Raw genomic sequence first — 18,007 nt, 5'->3', positions numbered from 1 at the left:
GATCCCTTGATGACTTCACGAAAGCGCCACCTGGCCGCCGTGCTCGCGGCCGGGGTTTCGCTCGCCGCGCTCGTCACGCAGCCCGCGGCGGCCGCGCCCGACCACCCCCAGCCGCTACCCGTCGTCACGCCCACACCGCAGTCACTCGCCCGCGACTCGGCCGACGTCGCCGTGCCCGACGAAGTCGTGCTCGTCATCGACGGCACCACCGACGCCGCCGCGAAAGACCTCGTCACCACGCTGTTCCGCGAGCACGGCGCGCGCAAGGTCACCACAGTGGCCGGAGAACCCCGTCACGGCCACGCGCTGGTCGTCCGCCTCGGCGCCGGCACCACCGCACCGGCCCAGGCCGAGGGCTACTCGCTCACCACCACGCGCGGCGAGATCGTGATCGCCGGGCGCGACGGCTCGGGCCAGTACTACGGCGCGCAGACGTTGCGGCAGCTGTTCGTCCGGTCCGGTCACGGCTGGGCCATCAGCGGCGTGGCCGTGCGCGACTGGCCGAACATGGCGTTGCGCGGGTCGATCGAGGGCTTCTACGGCCCGCCGTGGAGCACCGCCGACCGGCTGCGGCAGATCGCGTTCCTCGGCGAGGTCAAGGCCAACACCTACGTCTACAGCGCCAAGGACGACGCCTACCTGCGCGCGCAGTGGCGCGATCCCTACCCCGCCGACGAGCTGGCCACCCTCGGGCAGCTGGTGCGGTCGGCGACCGAGCACCACGTCGACTTCACCTACGCGCTCTCGCCCGGCGTGTCGATCTGCTTCTCCTCGCCCGACGATCTCGCCGCGGTGAAGGCGAAGCTGCAGTCGGTGTACGACCTCGGCGTGCGGTCGTTCTCGATCCCGTTCGACGACATCTCCTACACCAAGTGGAACTGCGCCGCCGACCAGACGGCGTTCGGCGCGCCCGGCCAGGCCGCGGCGGGCAAGGCCCAGGTGTCACTGCTCAACGCGATCACGAGTGGCTTCGTCGAGACCCACGACGGTGCCCGTCCACTGCAGACGGTGCCCACCGAGTACAGCGACCTCAAGGACTCGCCGTACAAGACCGAGCTGCGCGAGAACCTCGACCCGTCGGTGGTCGTGCAGTGGACCGGCACGGACGTGGTGCCGCCGAGCGTCACCACCGACGAGGCGCAGCAGGTGTCCACTGTGTACGGCCGTAAAGTGTTCCTCTGGGACAACTACCCCGTGAACGACTACGAGCAATCCGCCGGCCGCCTGCTGCTCGCGCCCTACGCCCAGCGCGAGGCCGGGCTTTCGCAGTACCTCAACGGGATCGTCGCCAACCCGATGAACCAGGAGGCGGCCAGCGAGGTCGCCGAGTTCGGCGCCACGGACTTCGCGTGGAACGACGCGGGGTACTCGCCGGAGCGGTCGTGGCCGCAAGCGCTTGCGCGGCTCGCGGGCGGCGACGCCCGGGCCACGGCCGCGTTGCAGGTGTTCGCCGACCTCGAGCACCTGGCCCCGACGTTCGGCCCGACGCCGTGGCAGCCGCAGGCCCCGGTGCTGGCGGCGAAGACGAAGGCGTTCTGGCAGCGGTGGAACGCGGGCGACCACCGGGTGGCCGACCTGCGGGAGTACGCGGTGCAGATCCGCGATGCCGCGAAGGTGATCCGCGGCGGCCGGGTGGAGAGCGCGTTCGTCGACGAGGCTTCGCCGTGGCTCGACGCGACGGCTCTGTGGGGTGGCGCGATGGTCGACCAGCTCGACGCCCTCGCGGCCGCCGGGCGTGGTGACGCCAAGGCGGCGCAGCGGCTCACCGCGTCCGCCGACGATCTCGTCGCGCGGGCCCAGGCCGTGAAGACGGGCGACACCAACCGATGGGGGGTGCGGCAGGCGCTCGTCGGCGACGGGGTCCTCGACGCGTTCATCACCCAGGCCCGGGCCGCGACGCTCGGCTGACCCCGAAGGACGGAGAGCTTCGTGAGTGCAGTGAGCAGGAGGAGTTTCCTCGGCGGGGTCGCCGGGCTGGCCGTGGCGAGCACGGTGTTCGCCGGGCCCGCCGACGCGGCGGGTCGTGGGGGACTGACCGTGTCCGGCGAGCAGTTCCTGTTGGACGGCAAGCCGTTCCAGATCATCTCGGGTGCCGTGCACTACTTCCGCATCCACCCCGACCAGTGGCGCGACCGGCTGGAGCGGCTGCGGGCGCTCGGCCTGAACACGGTCGAGACGTACGTGGCGTGGAACTTCCACCAGCCGAAGCCGGGCCTGCCGGACTTCAGCGGCCGGCGCGACCTGCCGAAGTTCATCCGCACCGCCGGCGAGGTGGGCCTGCGGGTGATCGTGCGGCCGAGCCCGTACATCTGCGCGGAGTGGGAGTTCGGCGGCCTGCCCGCGTGGCTGCTTGCCGACCGCGACCTCGAACTCCGGTGCGCCGATCCGAAGTACCTCAAGGCCGTGGACGCGTGGTACGACCACCTCGTGCCGCGCCTGGCCGCGCTGGAGGCGCACCGCGGCGGGCCGGTGATCGCCGTGCAGATCGAGAACGAGTACGGCAGCTACGGCAACGACACCTCGTACCTGGCGCACCTGCGCGACAGCCTCCGTTCGCGCGGGTGCACGAGCCTGCTGTTCGCGGCCGACGGCGCGTCGGACTTCTTCATGCGCTTCGGCTCGCTGCCGGGCACGCTCGAAGTCGGCACGGGCGACGGCAATCCGGTGCCGAGTCTCGAAGCGCTGAAGAAGTTCCAGCCCGGCAAGCCGGTGATGATGGCGGAGTTCTGGGACGGCTGGTTCGACCACTGGGGCGAGCAGCACAACACCCGCGACCCGCAGCAGATGGCGGGCTACATCGACACGGTGCTCGCCTCGGGCGCGTCGGTGAACCTGTACATGGCGTGCGGCGGCACGAACTTCGGTTTCACGAGCGGGGCCAACACCTCCGGCACGACCTACCAGCCCACCGTCACGAGCTATGACTACGACTCGCCGGTGGGGGAGGCGGGCGACCTCGGCGCGAAGTTCACCGCGCTGCGGGCCGTGATCGGCAAGTACACGAAGCTGCCCGACGGGCCGATCCCCGGCCGTTCACCGCGGCTGGCGCCGCAGACGGTGAAGCCGGACGCGACGGCGTCGCTGCTGGAGTCGCTGCCCGCGTTGTCGAAGGTCGTGCGCTCGCCGCAGCCGTTGCCGATGGAGAAGCTCGGCCAGGTCACGGGGCTCATCCACTACCGGACGAAGGTGCAGGGCCCGCACAACGGCACCCTGAGCATCCACGGCCTCGCCGACCGTGCGCTGGTCTTCGCCGGTGGCAAGCAGGTCGGCGTCCTCGACCGCAACACTCCCGACGCCACGGTGGACCTCGTGTTCGAGGAAGCGGAGAACCAGCTCGACATCCTCGTGGACACCATGGGCCGGATCAACTACGGCCCGTACCTCGCCGACCGCAAGGGCATCGACGGGTGGGTCGCCATGAACACCCAGCAGAAGCTCTTCGGCTGGGAAATCCGGCCGTTGCCGCTCGACGATCTGTCCACAGTGCACTTCACCGCGGATGCTCCGGGCGTGGGTCCGGCCTTCCACCGGGCCACGGTGACGATCGGGGCGCCCGCCGACGGGTTCGTCGCGCTGCCGGGCTGGGAGAAGGGCATCGTCTGGCTCAACGGCTTCAACCTGGGCCGCTACTGGAGCCGCGGTCCACAACGGACTCTCTACGCCCCGGCGCCGTTGTGGCGGCGGGGGCGCAACGAGCTCGTGGTGCTGGAGCTGCACCAGCCGGGGGAGACGCTCGAGATCCGCGCGGAGACCGATCTGGGGTGAGACCCGGCCGCTGAGATGCAGGTCACATTCACTCGTGTCACAACTTCGCGCGCCCACCCGTCAAGAGTGCGTAACCAGTGGAAAAGGGCGAAGGAGCAGACCAGTGGAAGCACGACTCAACCTCTTCGAGAACGCGGTCGCCGGTAAGTTCATGAAGTACCTCAACGCGGCGAACAAGCCGATCTCGGACTCGGGCCTTCCCGCCGCGACGCAGGAGCTCGTGAAGCTGCGCGCCAGCCAGATCAACGGCTGCGGCTTCTGCACCGACATGCACTACAAGGAAGCTGTGGCCGCGGGCGAAGAGCCCACGCGCCTCAACCTCGTCGCGGCCTGGCGCGAAGCCACGGTCTTCACCGGCGCGGAGCGCGCGGCCCTCGAGCTGGCCGAACAGGGCACTCGGATCGCCGACGCCGCGGGCGGCGTCAGCGACGAGGTCTGGCAGCAGGCCGCTAAACACTACGACGAGGACCAGCTCACCGGCCTCACCATGCTCATCGCCCTCATCAACACCTACAATCGCATGAACGTCATCACCCAGCAGCCGGCGGGCCACTACGAGGTGGGCATGTTCGGCTGACCCCGGCTCGCCGCCGCTCCCACCGCCACGACGCCCCAGGCACCGGACCTCCGGAGCCTGGGGCGTTGTGCTGTCCGAGGCCGGATCGCTCGGTTTTGTCCCCCGTGTCCAGCACAGGCGAACCCTCCCGCGTGTCGCCGTCCCACCGTCCGCGCCACTGAGTCTCCAGCCACCCTCACTTGTCAGGACGGTCACCCGTCCCGCACCCTCCCACCTGCACGGATTCCCCGGGAACCGGCTCGCGCGGCGCTCACGAGGCGCCGCGCACTGTGATCCCCAACGAAATCGTCCCCACAATCTTGTACGAGATTGTTAACAATCGTGTATGGTCCCCGTCTGCCGGAGCGCGCGGGCTCCGAGCCGGGTCGCCGAGGATCCGGTGCTGCGCCGAACCGCCGGTTCACAGGAGGTCACATGGACATCATCGACTCGCACACCCACGTCATCTCCCCGGACGCGGGCCAGTACCCGGTCGACCCCATCGGCGGGAAGCAGAGCGAGTGGTCGAAGGCGCACCCGGTGGACATCGACGGCCTCGTGCGGGCCCTCGACACGGCGGGCATCGCGCAGGCGGTGGTCGTGCAGGCGTCCACGGTGTACGGTCACGACAACCGCTACGTCGCCGAAGCGCTGCGCCGCCACCCCGACCGCTTCGCGGGCGTCTACTCGATCGACGCGATGGCTCCCGACGCCGTCGAAAAGATCGACCACTGGCAGGGCCTCGGCCTCTCGGGCTTCCGCCTGTTCACCACCGGCACGACCATGCCCGGCCAGGCCGACTGGCTCGGCCACGAGGACTCGTTCCCCGCCTGGGCCCACGCCGAGAAGCACGACATCCCGGTGTGCCTGCAGATGACGATCCAGGGTCTGCCGAAGCTGCGCAAGATCCTCGACCGTTTTCCGCGCGTGCGCGTGCTGCTCGACCACTGCGCGCGCCCCGACCTGTCCGACGGACGTCCGTACCGCCTGGCCAAGGACCTGTTCGACCTGGCCGCCTACCCCGGTGTGCACCTCAAGCTCACCCACCGCGCGCTGGCCGCGTCGGCGAAGGGCGCGTCCACGACCGAAGACTTCCTCACGGACCTGGTCTCGGCCTACGGCGCCGCCCGCATCGCGTGGGGCTCCAACTTCCCCGCGGCCGACGGCGTGCTGCCCGACCTGCTGGCCGAGGCCCGCGAGACGGTCTCGGTGCTGCCCGAAGCCGACCTCGACCAGATCTTCGGCGGGACCGCCGCCGCCTTCTACCCGTCGCTGAAGGGTGCGAGCCGTGCCTGAGCCCACGATCCTGCGGACCGTCCTCGCGGACTACCCGCACACCCGGCCGCTCAAGAACGGTGAGGTCACCAGCCCGTCGGTCGAGCTCGACTTCACCGCGGTTTCGCCGGTGCACAAGGCGTTCGCCCCGATGGTGCGCGACGAGGCCTACGACCTGAGCGAGCTGGCCATCGTCACGGCACTGCAGGCGATCGCGTACGGCCGCCCCGTGGTGCTGCTGCCGGCCGTGGTCGCGTCGCGGTTCCAGCGCGGCTGCCTCATCGCCCACGCGTCGCGCCCGGTGGACCCGGCCGAGCTCAAGGGCAAGCGCATCGGCGTGCGCGCCTTCACCCAAACCACCGGCATGTGGGTCCGCGCGCACCTCACCGAGGACTTCGGCCTCGCCTCGCGCGACATCCACTGGCTCACCCGCGACGGCGCCCACGTCGCCGAGTACGAGGACCCGGACTTCGTCGAGCACGGCGTCGGCGAAGCGAGCCTGCCCGACCTCCTGCGCGAGGGCCGCATCGACGCCACCATCCTCGGCAACGACCTGCCTGAAGGCGACGAGTTCGTGCGGGTGATCCCCGACGCCGCCGCGCGAGACGAGCAGTGGTGGCGCGAGCACGGCTTCATGCCGATCAACCACATGGTCGTCGCGGGGGAGTCCGTGAGCCGCCGCGACCCCGGCGCGGTCCGCGAGGCGTACGAGCTGCTGCGCCGCGCCGACGCGACCGTCTCGCGGCCCGACGGCGCGCCGGTCCCCACGGTGTTCGGCTTCGAGCGGCTGAGCGGGCCGATCGAGCTGATCGTGGAGGCGTGCCTCGAACAAGGCCTGCTACCGCGCCGCCTCGACGCCGACGAGGTGTTCGAGCCGGCGCGCCGGATCCTCGGTTAGCCCCCAGCTTTCCCCACCGGAGATTCAACGGAGAAACCGGAAGACGATGAGCGAAACCACGTCCGCGGGCGCCCCCGGGCAGACCCGCAAGCGCAAGCCGTTCTACCAGGACCTGACCTTCCAGGTCCTCGCCGGCGTCGTCGCCGGCGTGCTCGTGGGCGCGCTCGCGCCCTCGGTCGGCCACCACGTCGACTTCCTCGGCGACATCTTCATCCACCTCATCCAGATGGTCGTCGGCCTGATCATCTTCTGCACGGTCACGCACGGCATCGCCAGTGTGCGCGACCTCGGCAAGGTCGGCCGCATCGCGGTGAAGTCCATTGTGTACTTCGAGGTGATCACCACGATCGCACTGGTGATCGGTCTCGTGGTGGTCAACGTGCTCAAGCCCGGCATCGGCATGAACATCGACCCGTCGTCACTGCACGCGCCGGCTTCGGCGGCGCCGGCCAAGTCGGAGGGCTTCGACGACTTCCTCGTGAGCCTCGTGCCCACGTCGGCCGTCGACGCGTTCGCCAAGGGCGAGATCCTGCAGGTCCTGGTGTTCTCGGTCCTGTTCGCCTGCGGTCTCGCCGCGCTGGGCGAGAAGGCGCAGCCGGTGCTGAACATCGTCGGCACCGTGCAGCAGTCGCTGTTCTGGATCATCAAGAAGGTCATGCGGCTCGCGCCGTTCGCCGCGTTCGGGGCCATCGCGTTCACGGTGTCGAAGTACGGGCTGAGCACGCTGTTGCCGTTGGGCAAGCTGGTCGGGGTGTTCTACCTGATCGTGGTGCTGTTCTTCGTCCTCGTGCTCTGGCCGGTCTCGCACTACGCCGGGGTCAGCCTGTGGAAGGTGCTGCGCTACTTCCGCGCGGAGCTGGTGCTGGTGCTCGGCACGAGCTCGTCGGAAAGCGTGTTTCCGCAGCTCACGGCGAAGCTCGAAAAGCTGGGCGTGGACGAGCCGGTGGTGGGGCTCGTGCTGCCCACCGCGTACAGCTTCAACCACGACGGCACGTGCCTGTACTTCGCCGCGGTGAGCGTGTTCCTGGCTCAGGCCACCGGCACGGACCTGAGCTGGCAAGCGCAGCTGGGCCTGCTGTTCGTGTTGCTGCTGACGTCCAAGGGCGGCGCGGGCGTGTCGGGTTCGGCCATCGCGGTGCTGGCGCTGACGTTGGCGGCCACGCACACGATCCCGGTCAGCAGCATCGCGCTGGTGCTGGGTGTCCACAGTGTCCTGTCGGCCGCGTTCGTGTTCACCAACATCGCGGGCAACTGCGTGGCCACACTCGTCGTGGGCAAGTGGGAGAAGGCGATCGACCGCGTGACACTCCATCGGGAGCTCGACGCCGGTTACGTCGCGGCGTGACGAATCCGGGGCGGGGTTGCGCGCAGTGCCCCGCCCCGGGTTCAGGCGTCGAACGAACCGTGGCGGCCGGCGCCGTGGGCGAAGCGGGTGGCGCCGGCGACGGTGTCGCTCGACAGGGAGACCAGGCCGTGGCCGAACTCGTTGGCCAGGGCGGATTCTTCGGTGGCGCCGTGTTGTTCGAGCACCGACGCGCGGTCCTCCCGCAGGCAGGTCTGCGGGAACGCGGCGAGGCTGTTCGCGAGTTCCACCGCCGCCTCGAGTGCCTGGCCGGCGGGGACGACGCGGTTGGCCAAGCCCATGCGCAGCGCTTCGTCGGCGGCGACCGGGCGGCCCGTCAAGATCAAGTCCAGCGCGTGGCTCTGGCCGATCAGGCGCGGCAGCCGCACGGTGCCGCCGTCGATCAGCGGCACGCCCCAGCGCCGGCAGAACACGCCGAACACAGCGGTTTCGTCGGCCACGCGCAGGTCGCACCAGATCGCCAGCTCCAGCCCGCCTGCCACGGCGTGGCCGCTGACCGCGGCGATGACGGGTTTGGTCAGACGCAGCCGCGTCGGTCCCATCGGACCGTCGCCCGAGGGTTCGGTGCGGTTGCCCCGGCCTTCGCTGACGGCTTTGAGGTCGGCGCCCGCGCAGAACGTGCCGCCGGCGCCCTGCAACACGGCGACGGAGGCGTCCTCGTCGGCGTCGAACGCGCGGAACGCGCCGGCGAGTGCCTCGGCCGTGGCGCGGTCGACGGCGTTGCGCCGTTCGGGCCGATCGATCGTCACGATCGTGACGGGGTCGCGCTTCTCGACCAGGACGTTCATCGGTCCTCCCACAGGGGATCACGCAGGGCGCGGCGCAGGATCTTGCCCACCGCCGACTTAGGGATCGCATCGACCACGTGCACGCTCTTGGGCACCTTGTACCCGGCGAGCCGGCCGCGCACGTGCGTGCGCAAGTCCTCTTCGGACACTGTCGCTCCCGGGCGCAGGGAGACGAACGCCGTCACGGCCTCGACCCACGTCGGATCGGGCGCGCCGACCACGGCGGTCTCGGCCACGGCCGGGTGCGTGGCCAGCGCGTCCTCGACCTCGCGCGGGTAGACGTTGTAGCCGCCGGTCACGATCATGTCGCTCGCGCGGTCGACCAGGTACAGGTAGCCGCGCTCGTCGGCGCGGGCCAGGTCGCGGGTGCGGATCCAGCCGTCCACGAGCGTCTGCGCGGTGAGCTCGGGCGCGTCGAGGTACCCGCTCATCGTGAACGGCGCGCGCACGCGGATCTCGCCGATCTCCCCGTGTGGCACGGGACTCCCGTCGGGATCGGTCAGCAGGAGCTCCGCGTCGACGGCGGGGTGGCCGCATGAGCCGAGCAGGTCGCTCTGCAGGTGGTCGGCTTTGCCGAGCACCGTCTGGCACAACGGAGCCTCGGTTTGGCCGTAGTACTGCACGAACTTCGGCCCGAAGCGGTCCAGCGCTTCCTGGATCAGCGGCTTCGGCATGGGGCTGGCCCCGTAGACGATGGTGTCGAGCTTGGCTGCCGAGTCCAGAGTGGACCCGGCGAGCAGCAGGCCGAGCATCGTCGGCACGAGGTTGACGTCGGTGACGCGGTGCCGGGTGATCGAGTCCGGATAGGACTCGGGGTCGAAGCCCGGCAGCACGACCGCGCGGCCGCCGCGGATCCAGTACGGCAGCACGAAAGTCCCGCTGGCGTGGATGAGCGACGCGGCGTGCAGCATCGCCGAGTCGCGGTCGGGGGAGAGGAGGTTGGCGAGGATGTTGGCGGTGATCGCGGCGTAGCCGGCCTGGGTGTGCTGCGCGGCCTTGAGCGTGCCGGTGGTGCCGGACGTGTAGAGGGCGAGCATGACGTCGTCCGGGGCGACCGGGACGCGCGGATCGGCCGCCGGAACGCGGTCCAGTTCGTCGACGAGGTCGAGGTCCTGGGCGCGTTGCCGGTCACCGAGCCCGGCCAGTCGCAGGCCGTCGAGGGCTTCGGCGAGTGTCGCGGCCCGTTCGGCCAGCGGCTTGCTGTACACGAGCAGGGCCACGCCGGATTCGGCGAGCATCCGGGTCTGCTCGGCCACGGCGAGGCGGGCGTTGAGTGGCACCCTGGTCACGCCGGCCTTGAGACAGGCGAAGTCGAGCGGAATGGACCACTCGCCGTTGTCGACCAGCAGCCCCACTCTCGTGCCGCGGTCGGCGCCCGCGGCGAGCAGGGCGTTGGCGAGGCGGCTGGCGCGCTCGTCGACTTCGGCGAAGGAGAACTCCCGGTCGCCGATGACCACGGCCGTGCGATCCGCGAAGCGCTGGGCACCCCGGCGCACCAACTCCACAGCGAGCATGCCCGGAGGTTTTCACAGTCCGTCTGGACTGTCAACGAGAACGGTAGGCTACCCGGGTGACCCGCAGCGAACAACGAGCGCGCACTCACCAGACCCTGCTGGACGCCACCGTCAGGTGCCTGGTGGACTTCGGCTACGCCGGCACGACGACGCAGCGCGTGCAGGAGCGGGCGGGGGTGTCGCGGGGTGCGCTGCTGCACCACTTCGGCTCGAAGGCGGACCTGTTCGTCGCGGCGATCCACTACATCGCCGAGCAGCAGCTGGCGCAGGTTCGGCTCGCCGGCGCGGATTCGCGGCGGCAGCTGGTGACGGCGTTGCGGGAGGCGATGTCGGGGCCGTTGTTCCTGGCGGGGCTGGAACTCTGGCTCGGCGCGCGGACCGATCCGGCGTTGCGGGCGGCGTTGCTGCCCGCGGAACGCGAGCTGGGGCGGGAGCTGCGGTCGGCGTTCGAGTCCACAGGAGACGATCGCGTCGGTTACGAATCGCTGCTGATGGTGTTGCGGGGCCTCGCGCTCACCAGCATCCTGCGCGACGACACCACGGTCGCCGACGCCGTCGTGGACCGGTGGTTCGACCGCCTGGGCTGAGTTTCAGCGCGACCGCAGGTGGTCCCGCATCGTGCGGGCGACCCGAGCCATCAGGATCTCCGCCTCCGGCTGGATCGCCGCCGGCACCCGCGACTCGGTGAGCGCGGCCACCGCGAATACCTGCCCGTCGGCGTGCTCGGCCACGCCGACCTCGTGCCGCAGGTTCAGCAGCGTGCCGGTCTTGGCCGACCACTTCGTCGAGTCGGACCCGAAATCCGGCGTGAGCCGCTGGCGCAGCAGGTTGTGGGCCATGAGATCCCGCGTGCGCGCCGCCACCTCGGTGTCTATTTTGGACGGCCGCCACAACGCCTCCAGCAGTGCGACATACGCCCGCGCCGACCCGGCACTGGCCCGGCTGACGTCCAGCTGCGACACCGGGTGCCCCCGCCCGGCCGTGCCGGCGCGAATGGCCAGCGCGTGGGCGAGGTGCACCTCGCCCGGCTCGAACCGTTCCGCGGGGGTGTCGGCCAGCTCCGCCGTCGCGTGCCGCACGGAGACACCGTCGATGCCCCACTCGCGCAGCATCCGCGTGACCTCGGCCGGCGGCGTGAGTTCGAACAACGCGTCGGCTGCGGTGCCGTCGCTGACCGCCACGCTCAGGTAGAGCAGATCGTCGATCGCCACGCGCGCCGGGTGGCGGAAGCGCGCCAGCCCGGCCGGCCCGGCCGTGGTGACCCGCCCGGGTTCGACCTCCAGCTGCGTCGCGCCGTCGAGTTCACCCCGCCGGATGCGCTCCAACGTCGCCGCGGCGAGCGGCACCTTGACCAGCGAGGCGCTGGGGAACTCCAGGTCCGCGTCGAGGCCGATCTCCTGGCCGGTGTGGAGGTCGCGGACGAGAAACGAACCGCGCAGGCCGCCGTCGTCGAGTTCCTCGCGGAGGTCGCGGAGCAGGGATTCGGTGTTCACACGTTCTCCTCGTCGGGGGCGCCGAGGCAGCGGGCGATGGCGGGGCGCAGGCGGGTGCGCAGGTGGTGGGCGTCTTCGCCGAGGGCGGCGGCGACGTCGAAGCCGCGGGCGAGGGGGCCGTTGCCGAGGGGGCGCCAGCCCAGGCCGAGCTCGGTGGCCTGCGTGGGGGAGCACAGGAGCAGGTCGGCCGAACCGTAGACGGCGGCCGCGGCGGCCGTCAGGGAACCGGCGACGGAGACCTGGGCGGGTCGCAGTCCCACGGCGTCGCGGACGCGGAACACGCGGTCGCGGATGTGGGGCACGTCGTCCTCGGGCTGGATCCACACGCGGCGGCGCTCGGCTTTGGTGGCGCGGCCGGCGCGCAGCGTCTCGAGGTGGACCACGGGTGGGAGCTGCTGGCGTTCCGTGGCGGCGACGCCGAGCGGCACCGTCCACACGGCATCGGTCTCGGGCACTGCGACGAGGGCGGCGCGCACCTCGTGCGTGCGCACGAGCTCGGCCCGCTCGCCGGGTGGCGCCGGGCGGAACTCGAGGAAAATGCCGAGCGCGCGGGCCTCGGCGCCGAGCTCGGCGAGGTCGCGGGTCGGGCAGGTGTCGGGCACGGCGAGACGCAGGGGACGCAGTTTGGCGCGCTTGGCGTCGTGCTCCATGGCGTCGGCCAGGTGGACGAGGCGCCGCGCGGACGGCAGCATGTCGCGGCCGAAGGGCGTGAGCTGGGCCCGCCGCGTCGCGCGGTCGAAGAGGCGCTCGCCGAGGTGGCGTTCGAGCGCGGCGATCCGGCGGCTCGCCACGGGCTGGGGGATCCCGGCCACCGCCGCCCCCGCCGTGAAGCTCCCGGTTTCGCTCACGCCGACGAACGCGCGGCAGCTTCCGATCAGGTCCACGACCACACTGTATGCCCATTGCGCATGGAAGTGCCCACTTCTGTCTTGGACAGCATGAGCGGCCTTGGTGAGACTGCGGATGTCGATCACTTCCGAAGGGGGGACCCGGTGTTCAGCAAGTCTGTGGTGGTGGCGGCGGTGGCTGTGGTGGCGTTGGCGGGATGTGGCGCGCCGCCGGCTCCGCAGGCTCTGCCGCCCGCCGTACCGCCCGCCACCTCCGCTTCGCCGACGGTCTCGAACCACGACTTCGACGACCTGGAGCGGTCTTTCGGCGCCCGGCTCGGCGTGTACGTCGTGGACACCGGCTCGGGTCACGAAGTCGCCTACCGCGCCGACGAGCGCTTCGCCTACGCATCGACGCACAAGGTGTTCAGTGCCGCGGCCGTGCTGCAGAAGGTGGGGATGGCGGGGCTCGACCGCGTGATCAAGTACGGCCCGAGTGACGTCGTCGCGGATTCGCCGATCACCCGGAAGCACGCGGGCGCCGGCATGACGCTGAGCGCGATCATGGACGCCGCCCTGCGCTACAGCGACAACACCGGCGGCAACATGCTCTTCCGCGAGCTCGGCGGGCCGGCCGCGCTGAGCACGTGGCTGCGCTCGATCGGCGACACCACCACCCATGTCGACCGCATCGAACCCACCCTCAACGAAACCGCCCCCGGCGACCTGCGCGACACGACCACCCCGCGCGCCTGGGCCCGGTCGCTGCGCACGGTGGTCCTCGGCGACACGCTGCCCGCGCCCCTGCGCACGGTCCTGACGAACACCATGCGCGCCAGCACCACCGGCACCCACCTCGTCCGTGCGGGCGTCCCCGCCGGCTGGCAGGTCGCCGACAAATCCGGCACCGCCGACCACGGCACCCGCAACGACATCGCGATCGCCTGGCCCCCGGGCCGCGCGCCGATCGTTTTCGTGGTGTTCTCCGACCGCCCCGCTGCCGACGCCCCCACGGACGACGCCCTCGTCGCCCGCGCCGCGGCGGCCGCGGTGAAGGCGCTGGGATGAGACGTTCTCCTGGGGGAGTCATGAGGTTTAGCCTGTCCACTGGGGACCCCGCGGGCCGGCGGCGTGACGTCGGCTACCGCGTGATCACCCGTCTGCTCGCCTTCGTGTTGTGGCCACTGGCCTCCCTGGTGGCTCCGGGCCTCGGGCGATCCGTTGCCTGCTCCTGGGCGCTCAGGATCCGCTTCCCGGCCGAGGACCTCACCGGGCTGTCACCCGGCACCCACGCGGCTTTCGTCGCGGCCCGCACCACCGCCCTCTGGCGCCACGGCACCCTCCTCGGCCTCACCTCCGGCCACCGCGACGCCGGCACCCAGGACCGCCTCTTCACCGCGGAGGTCCGCCGCACCGGCTCGGTGGCCCGGGCCCGCAGGCGTGCCCTGCCCCCGGCGAACTCCCGCCACGTCACCGGCACGGCCCTCGACATCCGCCCCCGCGACGGCGCCCACTGGCTCGAACTCCACGGCGCGGCTCACCACCTGTACCGCGTCTACGACAACGAATGGTGGCACTTCGAATACCATCCCGAGGGCCGCCCACGCCGAGTCCCGCACCCCGGGTTTTCCCTGGCGGAATCGGAAACATGAGGGGAATTCCCGTGGCGGACCGACGTCGCATGACCCGGCGGGCCCTGCTCGCCGGAGTGCTCGCGGCACCGATCGCCGGTTGCGTGAACCCGGTCCCACCACCGAGCCCCGCACCACCACCGAAAACGACAACAACCCCACCGCCGACCGCGCGACTCGAAGCGCTCGAACGCAAGTACAGTGCCCGCCTGGGTATCCACGCACTCGCCACCGGCAGTGGAGCCACCCTGGACTACCGGCCAGACGAGAGATTCGCCTTCTGCTCCACCTTCAAGACCTTCGCGGTCGCCGCCGTGCTGCAAAACCACCCACTGTCCTACCTGGACACACAAATCCACTACACGAAAGCCGACGTCAACTCCGTCTCCCCGATCACCCAGGAACACACCGGCACCGGGATGAGCGTGCGGCAGCTGTGCGACGCCGCGATCCGGTACAGCGACGGGACGGCCGGCAACCTGCTGATGCGCGACGCCGGCGGCCCGGCCGGGCTCACGGCGTACCTGCGTGGCCTGGGTGACGCCACCAGCCGCATGGACCAGTACGAGCCCGACCTCAACCGCGATCCCGTCGACGACCCCCGCGACACCACCACCCCGCGGGCGCTCGCCGCCGACCATCGAACGATCGTGCTCGGCAAGGCGCTCCCCGCAACCAAGCGCGCGCTTGTCGAGGACTGGCTGAGCCGCAGCACCACGGGCGCGCAGGCCATCCGCGCGGGCGTGCCCGCCGAATGGCGCGTGATCGGCAAAACCGGCCACGGCGACTACGGCCGGGTCAACGACGTCGCCGTCCTCAGGCCACCGGGCGCAGCCCCACTGGTCTTCGCGATCATGTCGGACCGCACGGCTTACGACGACGAACCGCGGTACGCCCTGATCGCCGAAGCCGCGAAGTACGTCGCCCAAATGCTGCGCTGACTCAGCTCCAGCGCGACCGGAACTCGTCGAGCACCCGGCGTTCCCGTTTCGTCGGACGGCCCGCGCCGCGCTCGCGGTGCGCCACCGGGATCGCGGCCTCCGGGGGCGGCTTCGGAGTGCGGTCGATGATGCACTTCGCGGCTTCGGGCGCGCCGACGCGTTTCTGGATGACCTGGACGACCTCGACAACGCGGGTGGTCTGGCCGATGCGGGCGCGGACCTCGTCGCCGGGGACCACGGTGGTGGCGGGTTTGGCCGGGCGGTCGTTCACGCGCACGTGCCCGCCCCGGCACGCGGCCGCGGCGTTCGAGCGCGTTTTCGCCAGCCGTACGGCCCACAGCCAGCGGTCCACCCTGGTCGACTCCACGGGTCCATCATGCCCCAGCCGCCGGTCAGCCGCGGCGCATAGGCCGCGCCGCCGACGTGCCCAGCACGCGCCCGACCACCCAGGCCAGCGCGTCGGCCGTACGGGCGGGCGTGTCGGACGGCTGCATCACGTGGCTGAGCACGGTGCGCACCACGAGGTCGATCACCACGGTGATCTGCTCGTCGTCCAGCGGCGGCTCGTACGTGCGCACGCGCTCGACCAGCATCGTCTTCGCCTCGGTCAGCAGCGAGCCCGCGCGCGTGGTCAGCAGCGGCAGCAGTTCCGTGTCCGTGCCGTGGGTCGCCGACGCGATGGCGCGCAGCAGCGTGTTGTCGTCGGCGAGATCGAGCACGGCGCGGATGGCCTCGTAGATCGCCTCGACCAGGTCGCCGGGATGCCGGTCGAACGCGGTGCGCACGACCGCGAGGAAGCGGGCCAGCTCGTGGGAGATCATCACCTCGGCCAGCGCAGCCTTGGAGCCGACCTCGTTGTACACGGTCTGGCGGCTGACGCCCACGGCCTCGGCCAGCCGCGCCATGGTGACCGCCGACCAGCCCTCGCTCGCGGTCAGCTCGATGGCCGCGGTGACGATCGGTTGCCGGTGCTGGCCGCCCTCGGGCGGTGCGGCCCGGAGTGCCCCGCTCATGATCGTCATCCTAGGCCGCCTCCCGTGTGGTCCCGGCAAGCTGGAGAACGCATCCTCAGTCCCGCACCTTCAGCGCCAGCACCGGGCACGCGTCGGCCGCGGCCGTCACGTCCAGGCGGTGCCGCTCGGCGGGGCTCTCCTCCAGGAGCACCACCGTGCCGTCGTCACCGACCTCGAAGAAGTCCGGCGCCATCGCCTCGCACATGCCGAACCCGGCGCACAACTCGCGGTTCGCCTCGATCCGCATCACGCACCCACCCTTCCTGGAGCCACGAAGTCGACCTTCTCGCGTACGCCGCAGTCGGGGCAGCACCACGAGTCCGGGATCGCCGACCACGGCGTGCCGGCCGGGAAACCCTCGCGCGGATCACCGCGCTGTTCGTCGTAGACATAGCCGCAACCGGGGCACATCCCGCCTTCGGCCGCGTCGCCGCGGGTGTCGGCGGTGATCGGCGCTTCGGCCGTCACGCGGGTGCCGTACCGGGCCAGAACCTTGCCGCGTTTGCGCGGCTGGATGTTGGCGTGGGAGATGTCGCCGTCGAAGTGGGCCAGCACGCGCGGGTCCATCACGCGTCGCCACAGCGGCGGCACCAGCGCCAGCACGATCATCCCGGCGTACCCGGTGGGCAGCACCGGCGATTCGGCGAAGTCCCGCAGCGTCTGGTAGCGGCGCGTGGGGTTGGCGTGGTGGTCGCTGTGGCGCTGCAGGTGATAGAGCAGCACGTTGGTGGCGATGTTGTTGGAGTTCCAGCTGTGGCTCGGGTCCACGCGCTCGTGGCGGCGGCGATCCGGCGGGCCCACGCGCCGGCGCAGCATCCCGTAGTGCTCCATGTAGTTCACGACTTCCAGCAGCGAGAAGCCCACCACGGCCTGGATCAGCAGGTACGGCAGGATCCCGGCTCCGAGCCACACCAGCATCGCGGCCCACAGCACGGCCGACATCAGCCACGCGTTGAGCACGTCGTTGCCGATGCGGAACGGGTGCTTCGCACGCCGGGCGTAGCGCTTGCGCTCCAGTCGCCACGCCGACTTCAGCGAGCCGCCGACCGTACGCGGCCAGAAGCGGTAGAAGCTCTCGCCGACGCGGCTCGAAGCCGGGTCCTCGGGTGTGGCCACGCGGACGTGGTGGCCGCGGTTGTGCTCGATGTAGAAGTGGCCGTAGAAGCTCTGCGCCAGCGCGATCTTCGACAGCCAGCGCTCGTGGCTCTCCTTCTTGTGCCCCAGCTCGTGGGCGGTGTTGATGCCGATCCCGCCGATGCACCCGATGGAGGCGGCCAGCCCGATCTTGTCCACCACGCTCAGGTCACCGCGCCCGATCAGCCAGAACGCCGCCACGAACCCGACGTACTGGATCGGCAGGAAGAGGTAGGTGATCCAGCGGTAGTAGCGGTCGTTTTCCAGCTGTTCGAGCACGTCGTCGGGCGGATTGCCGCGGTCGAGCCCCGCGACCAGGTCGATCACGGGCACGATCACGAGGATCACGATCGGCCCGACCCAGAACCACACGCCCCAGCCGGTGGCCGCGTGCAGCCCGATCGCCAGGAACGCGAGTGAGGGCACCACGAGCCCGATCAGCCACAGGTACCGCTTGCGGTCCGTCCAAGACTCGGTCGAACCGGCGGGCACCGTCCCCGCGACTTCGCTCATCTCGTCCTCCTCCGTCAACGACGCTGTCCGACGTGGTTGACAAGACGGTAAGTGATGTACACCCAGCTTGACAAGTCGAAGAGAAATGTAAAGTACGGCTCGCGTGACCGCTGCCGGGTTGTGACCGCACTGTCCGCCCCGGGTGTACCGCGTCCACTGTGACCCCTCATCCGTTCGAGGTGAATTTCTCCGCGGCCCATTCCGGTGCACCTGGGCTGAGTGCTCATTCGCGAGTATTTCGTCGCGTAAGCCCGGTGAATTGCCGCCGAACGCGTCAGTCCGGTTCTCGAATGTCG

At 70.8% G+C, this 18,007-nt stretch carries 18 protein-coding genes; 10 read left to right on the top strand and 8 right to left on the bottom strand.

From position 1 onward, the window contains the following. Window positions 1-9: 9 nt before the first annotated feature. The 6 genes from AB0M56_RS31320 to AB0M56_RS31295 all read left to right on the top strand — a co-directional run bounded on the left by AB0M56_RS31320 (window position 10) and on the right by AB0M56_RS31295 (window position 7,839). The gene (locus AB0M56_RS31320) at window positions 10-1,908 is read left to right on the top strand and encodes a beta-N-acetylglucosaminidase domain-containing protein (protein ID WP_364182541.1); all 1,899 of its coding nucleotides are present in this window, start codon (window positions 10-12) and stop codon (window positions 1,906-1,908) included. A gap of 21 nt (window positions 1,909-1,929) precedes the next feature. Further along, window positions 1,930-3,765 carry a beta-galactosidase family protein gene (locus AB0M56_RS31315; RefSeq protein WP_364182538.1) on the top strand — a complete coding sequence of 612 codons (1,836 nt, stop codon included), beginning with the start codon at window positions 1,930-1,932 and terminating at the stop codon, window positions 3,763-3,765. A gap of 103 nt (window positions 3,766-3,868) precedes the next feature. Further along, window positions 3,869-4,342 carry a carboxymuconolactone decarboxylase family protein gene (locus AB0M56_RS31310; protein WP_364182536.1) on the top strand — a complete coding sequence of 158 codons (474 nt, stop codon included), beginning with the start codon at window positions 3,869-3,871 and terminating at the stop codon, window positions 4,340-4,342. A 414-nt stretch (window positions 4,343-4,756) separates the two neighbouring features. Continuing rightward, window positions 4,757-5,617: an amidohydrolase family protein gene (locus AB0M56_RS31305; RefSeq protein ID WP_364182533.1), complete on the top strand. Its 861-nt coding sequence runs from the start codon at window positions 4,757-4,759 to the stop codon at window positions 5,615-5,617. After that, window positions 5,610-6,494, top strand: coding sequence for a hypothetical protein (locus tag AB0M56_RS31300; RefSeq protein ID WP_364182531.1), 885 nt, complete (start codon window positions 5,610-5,612; stop codon window positions 6,492-6,494). Before AB0M56_RS31305 ends, AB0M56_RS31300 begins: the two co-directional genes overlap by 8 nt. A gap of 46 nt (window positions 6,495-6,540) precedes the next feature. Further along, complete coding sequence (locus AB0M56_RS31295; protein ID WP_364182528.1) at window positions 6,541-7,839, top strand: cation:dicarboxylase symporter family transporter; 1,299 nt, start codon at window positions 6,541-6,543, stop codon at window positions 7,837-7,839. A 41-nt stretch (window positions 7,840-7,880) separates the two neighbouring features. Here AB0M56_RS31295 and AB0M56_RS31290 read toward each other — a convergent pair whose 3' ends face one another. Beyond that, window positions 7,881-8,645 (bottom strand): crotonase/enoyl-CoA hydratase family protein, encoded by a 765-nt coding sequence (locus AB0M56_RS31290; RefSeq protein WP_364182525.1) that lies wholly within the window; start codon window positions 8,643-8,645, stop codon window positions 7,881-7,883. Next, window positions 8,642-10,159: an AMP-binding protein gene (locus AB0M56_RS31285; RefSeq protein ID WP_364182522.1), complete on the bottom strand. Its 1,518-nt coding sequence runs from the start codon at window positions 10,157-10,159 to the stop codon at window positions 8,642-8,644. The genes AB0M56_RS31290 and AB0M56_RS31285 overlap by 4 nt, the downstream gene beginning before the upstream one ends. A 56-nt stretch (window positions 10,160-10,215) precedes the next feature. On the opposite strand from AB0M56_RS31285, the gene AB0M56_RS31280 reads away from it, so the two are divergent. After that, window positions 10,216-10,746, top strand: a complete 531-nt coding sequence (locus AB0M56_RS31280; RefSeq protein ID WP_364182519.1) for a TetR/AcrR family transcriptional regulator — start codon at window positions 10,216-10,218, stop codon at window positions 10,744-10,746. 3 nt (window positions 10,747-10,749) lie between these two features. On the opposite strand, the gene AB0M56_RS31275 is transcribed toward AB0M56_RS31280, so the two are convergent. Then, the gene (locus AB0M56_RS31275; RefSeq protein ID WP_364182516.1) at window positions 10,750-11,652 is read right to left on the bottom strand and encodes a serine hydrolase; all 903 of its coding nucleotides are present in this window, start codon (window positions 11,650-11,652) and stop codon (window positions 10,750-10,752) included. After that, window positions 11,649-12,542 (bottom strand): LysR family transcriptional regulator, encoded by an 894-nt coding sequence (locus tag AB0M56_RS31270; RefSeq protein WP_364182514.1) that lies wholly within the window; start codon window positions 12,540-12,542, stop codon window positions 11,649-11,651. Before AB0M56_RS31270 ends, AB0M56_RS31275 begins: the two co-directional genes overlap by 4 nt. Window positions 12,543-12,644: 102 nt before the next feature. Here AB0M56_RS31270 and bla (AB0M56_RS31265) point away from each other — a divergent pair, with 102 nt between their 5' ends. Genes bla (AB0M56_RS31265) through bla (AB0M56_RS31255) form a run of 3 tightly spaced genes read left to right on the top strand, consistent with a single transcriptional unit; the run spans window position 12,645 to window position 15,051 of the window. Continuing rightward, window positions 12,645-13,547, top strand: a complete 903-nt coding sequence (gene bla / locus AB0M56_RS31265) for a class A beta-lactamase (protein ID WP_364182511.1) — start codon at window positions 12,645-12,647, stop codon at window positions 13,545-13,547. A gap of 20 nt (window positions 13,548-13,567) precedes the next feature. Next, window positions 13,568-14,131 carry a D-alanyl-D-alanine carboxypeptidase family protein gene (locus tag AB0M56_RS31260; RefSeq protein WP_364182508.1) on the top strand — a complete coding sequence of 188 codons (564 nt, stop codon included), beginning with the start codon at window positions 13,568-13,570 and terminating at the stop codon, window positions 14,129-14,131. Between the two features lie 11 nt (window positions 14,132-14,142). Further along, a complete protein-coding gene (gene bla, locus AB0M56_RS31255; protein WP_364182505.1) occupies window positions 14,143-15,051 on the top strand; it encodes a class A beta-lactamase in 909 nt (302 codons plus the stop codon). 1 nt (window position 15,052) lies between these two features. On the opposite strand, the gene AB0M56_RS31250 is transcribed toward bla (AB0M56_RS31255), so the two are convergent. Genes AB0M56_RS31250 through AB0M56_RS31235 form a run of 4 tightly spaced genes read right to left on the bottom strand, consistent with a single transcriptional unit; the run spans window position 15,053 to window position 17,711 of the window. Beyond that, window positions 15,053-15,418, bottom strand: coding sequence for an RNA-binding S4 domain-containing protein (locus tag AB0M56_RS31250; RefSeq protein ID WP_364182502.1), 366 nt, complete (start codon window positions 15,416-15,418; stop codon window positions 15,053-15,055). 25 nt (window positions 15,419-15,443) lie between these two features. Then, entirely contained in the window at window positions 15,444-16,073 is a 630-nt protein-coding gene (locus tag AB0M56_RS31245) for a TetR family transcriptional regulator (RefSeq protein ID WP_364182499.1), read from the bottom strand. A gap of 46 nt (window positions 16,074-16,119) precedes the next feature. Then, the gene (locus AB0M56_RS31240; protein ID WP_364182496.1) at window positions 16,120-16,311 is read right to left on the bottom strand and encodes a ferredoxin; all 192 of its coding nucleotides are present in this window, start codon (window positions 16,309-16,311) and stop codon (window positions 16,120-16,122) included. Further along, window positions 16,311-17,711 carry a fatty acid desaturase gene (locus tag AB0M56_RS31235; protein WP_364182493.1) on the bottom strand — a complete coding sequence of 467 codons (1,401 nt, stop codon included), beginning with the start codon at window positions 17,709-17,711 and terminating at the stop codon, window positions 16,311-16,313. The genes AB0M56_RS31240 and AB0M56_RS31235 overlap by 1 nt, the downstream gene beginning before the upstream one ends. Between the last annotated feature and the right edge of the window lie 296 nt (window positions 17,712-18,007).

The sequence above is a fragment of the Amycolatopsis sp. NPDC051372 genome (genome assembly GCF_040682095.1).
Lineage (GTDB): Bacteria > Actinomycetota > Actinomycetes > Mycobacteriales > Pseudonocardiaceae > Amycolatopsis.
Note: the sequence above shows the minus strand (reverse complement) of the source record. Positions and strands in the feature narration are given on the sequence as shown.

Bases quoted from the DNA above. Each gene is read 5' to 3' on its own strand.
- AB0M56_RS31320 (WP_364182541.1), top strand. From the start codon at position 10: ATGACTTCACGAAAGCGCCACCTGGCCGCCGTGCTCGCGGCCGGGGTT.
- AB0M56_RS31305 (WP_364182533.1), top strand. From the start codon at position 4,757: ATGGACATCATCGACTCGCACACCCACGTCATCTCCCCGGACGCGGGC.
- AB0M56_RS31295 (WP_364182528.1), top strand. From the start codon at position 6,541: ATGAGCGAAACCACGTCCGCGGGCGCCCCCGGGCAGACCCGCAAGCGC.
- AB0M56_RS31290 (WP_364182525.1), bottom strand. From the start codon at position 8,645: ATGAACGTCCTGGTCGAGAAGCGCGACCCCGTCACGATCGTGACGATC.
- AB0M56_RS31285 (WP_364182522.1), bottom strand. From the start codon at position 10,159: ATGCTCGCTGTGGAGTTGGTGCGCCGGGGTGCCCAGCGCTTCGCGGAT.
- AB0M56_RS31260 (WP_364182508.1), top strand. From the start codon at position 13,568: ATGAGGTTTAGCCTGTCCACTGGGGACCCCGCGGGCCGGCGGCGTGAC.
- AB0M56_RS31245 (WP_364182499.1), bottom strand. From the start codon at position 16,073: ATGACGATCATGAGCGGGGCACTCCGGGCCGCACCGCCCGAGGGCGGC.
- AB0M56_RS31240 (WP_364182496.1), bottom strand. From the start codon at position 16,311: ATGCGGATCGAGGCGAACCGCGAGTTGTGCGCCGGGTTCGGCATGTGC.
- AB0M56_RS31235 (WP_364182493.1), bottom strand. From the start codon at position 17,711: ATGAGCGAAGTCGCGGGGACGGTGCCCGCCGGTTCGACCGAGTCTTGG.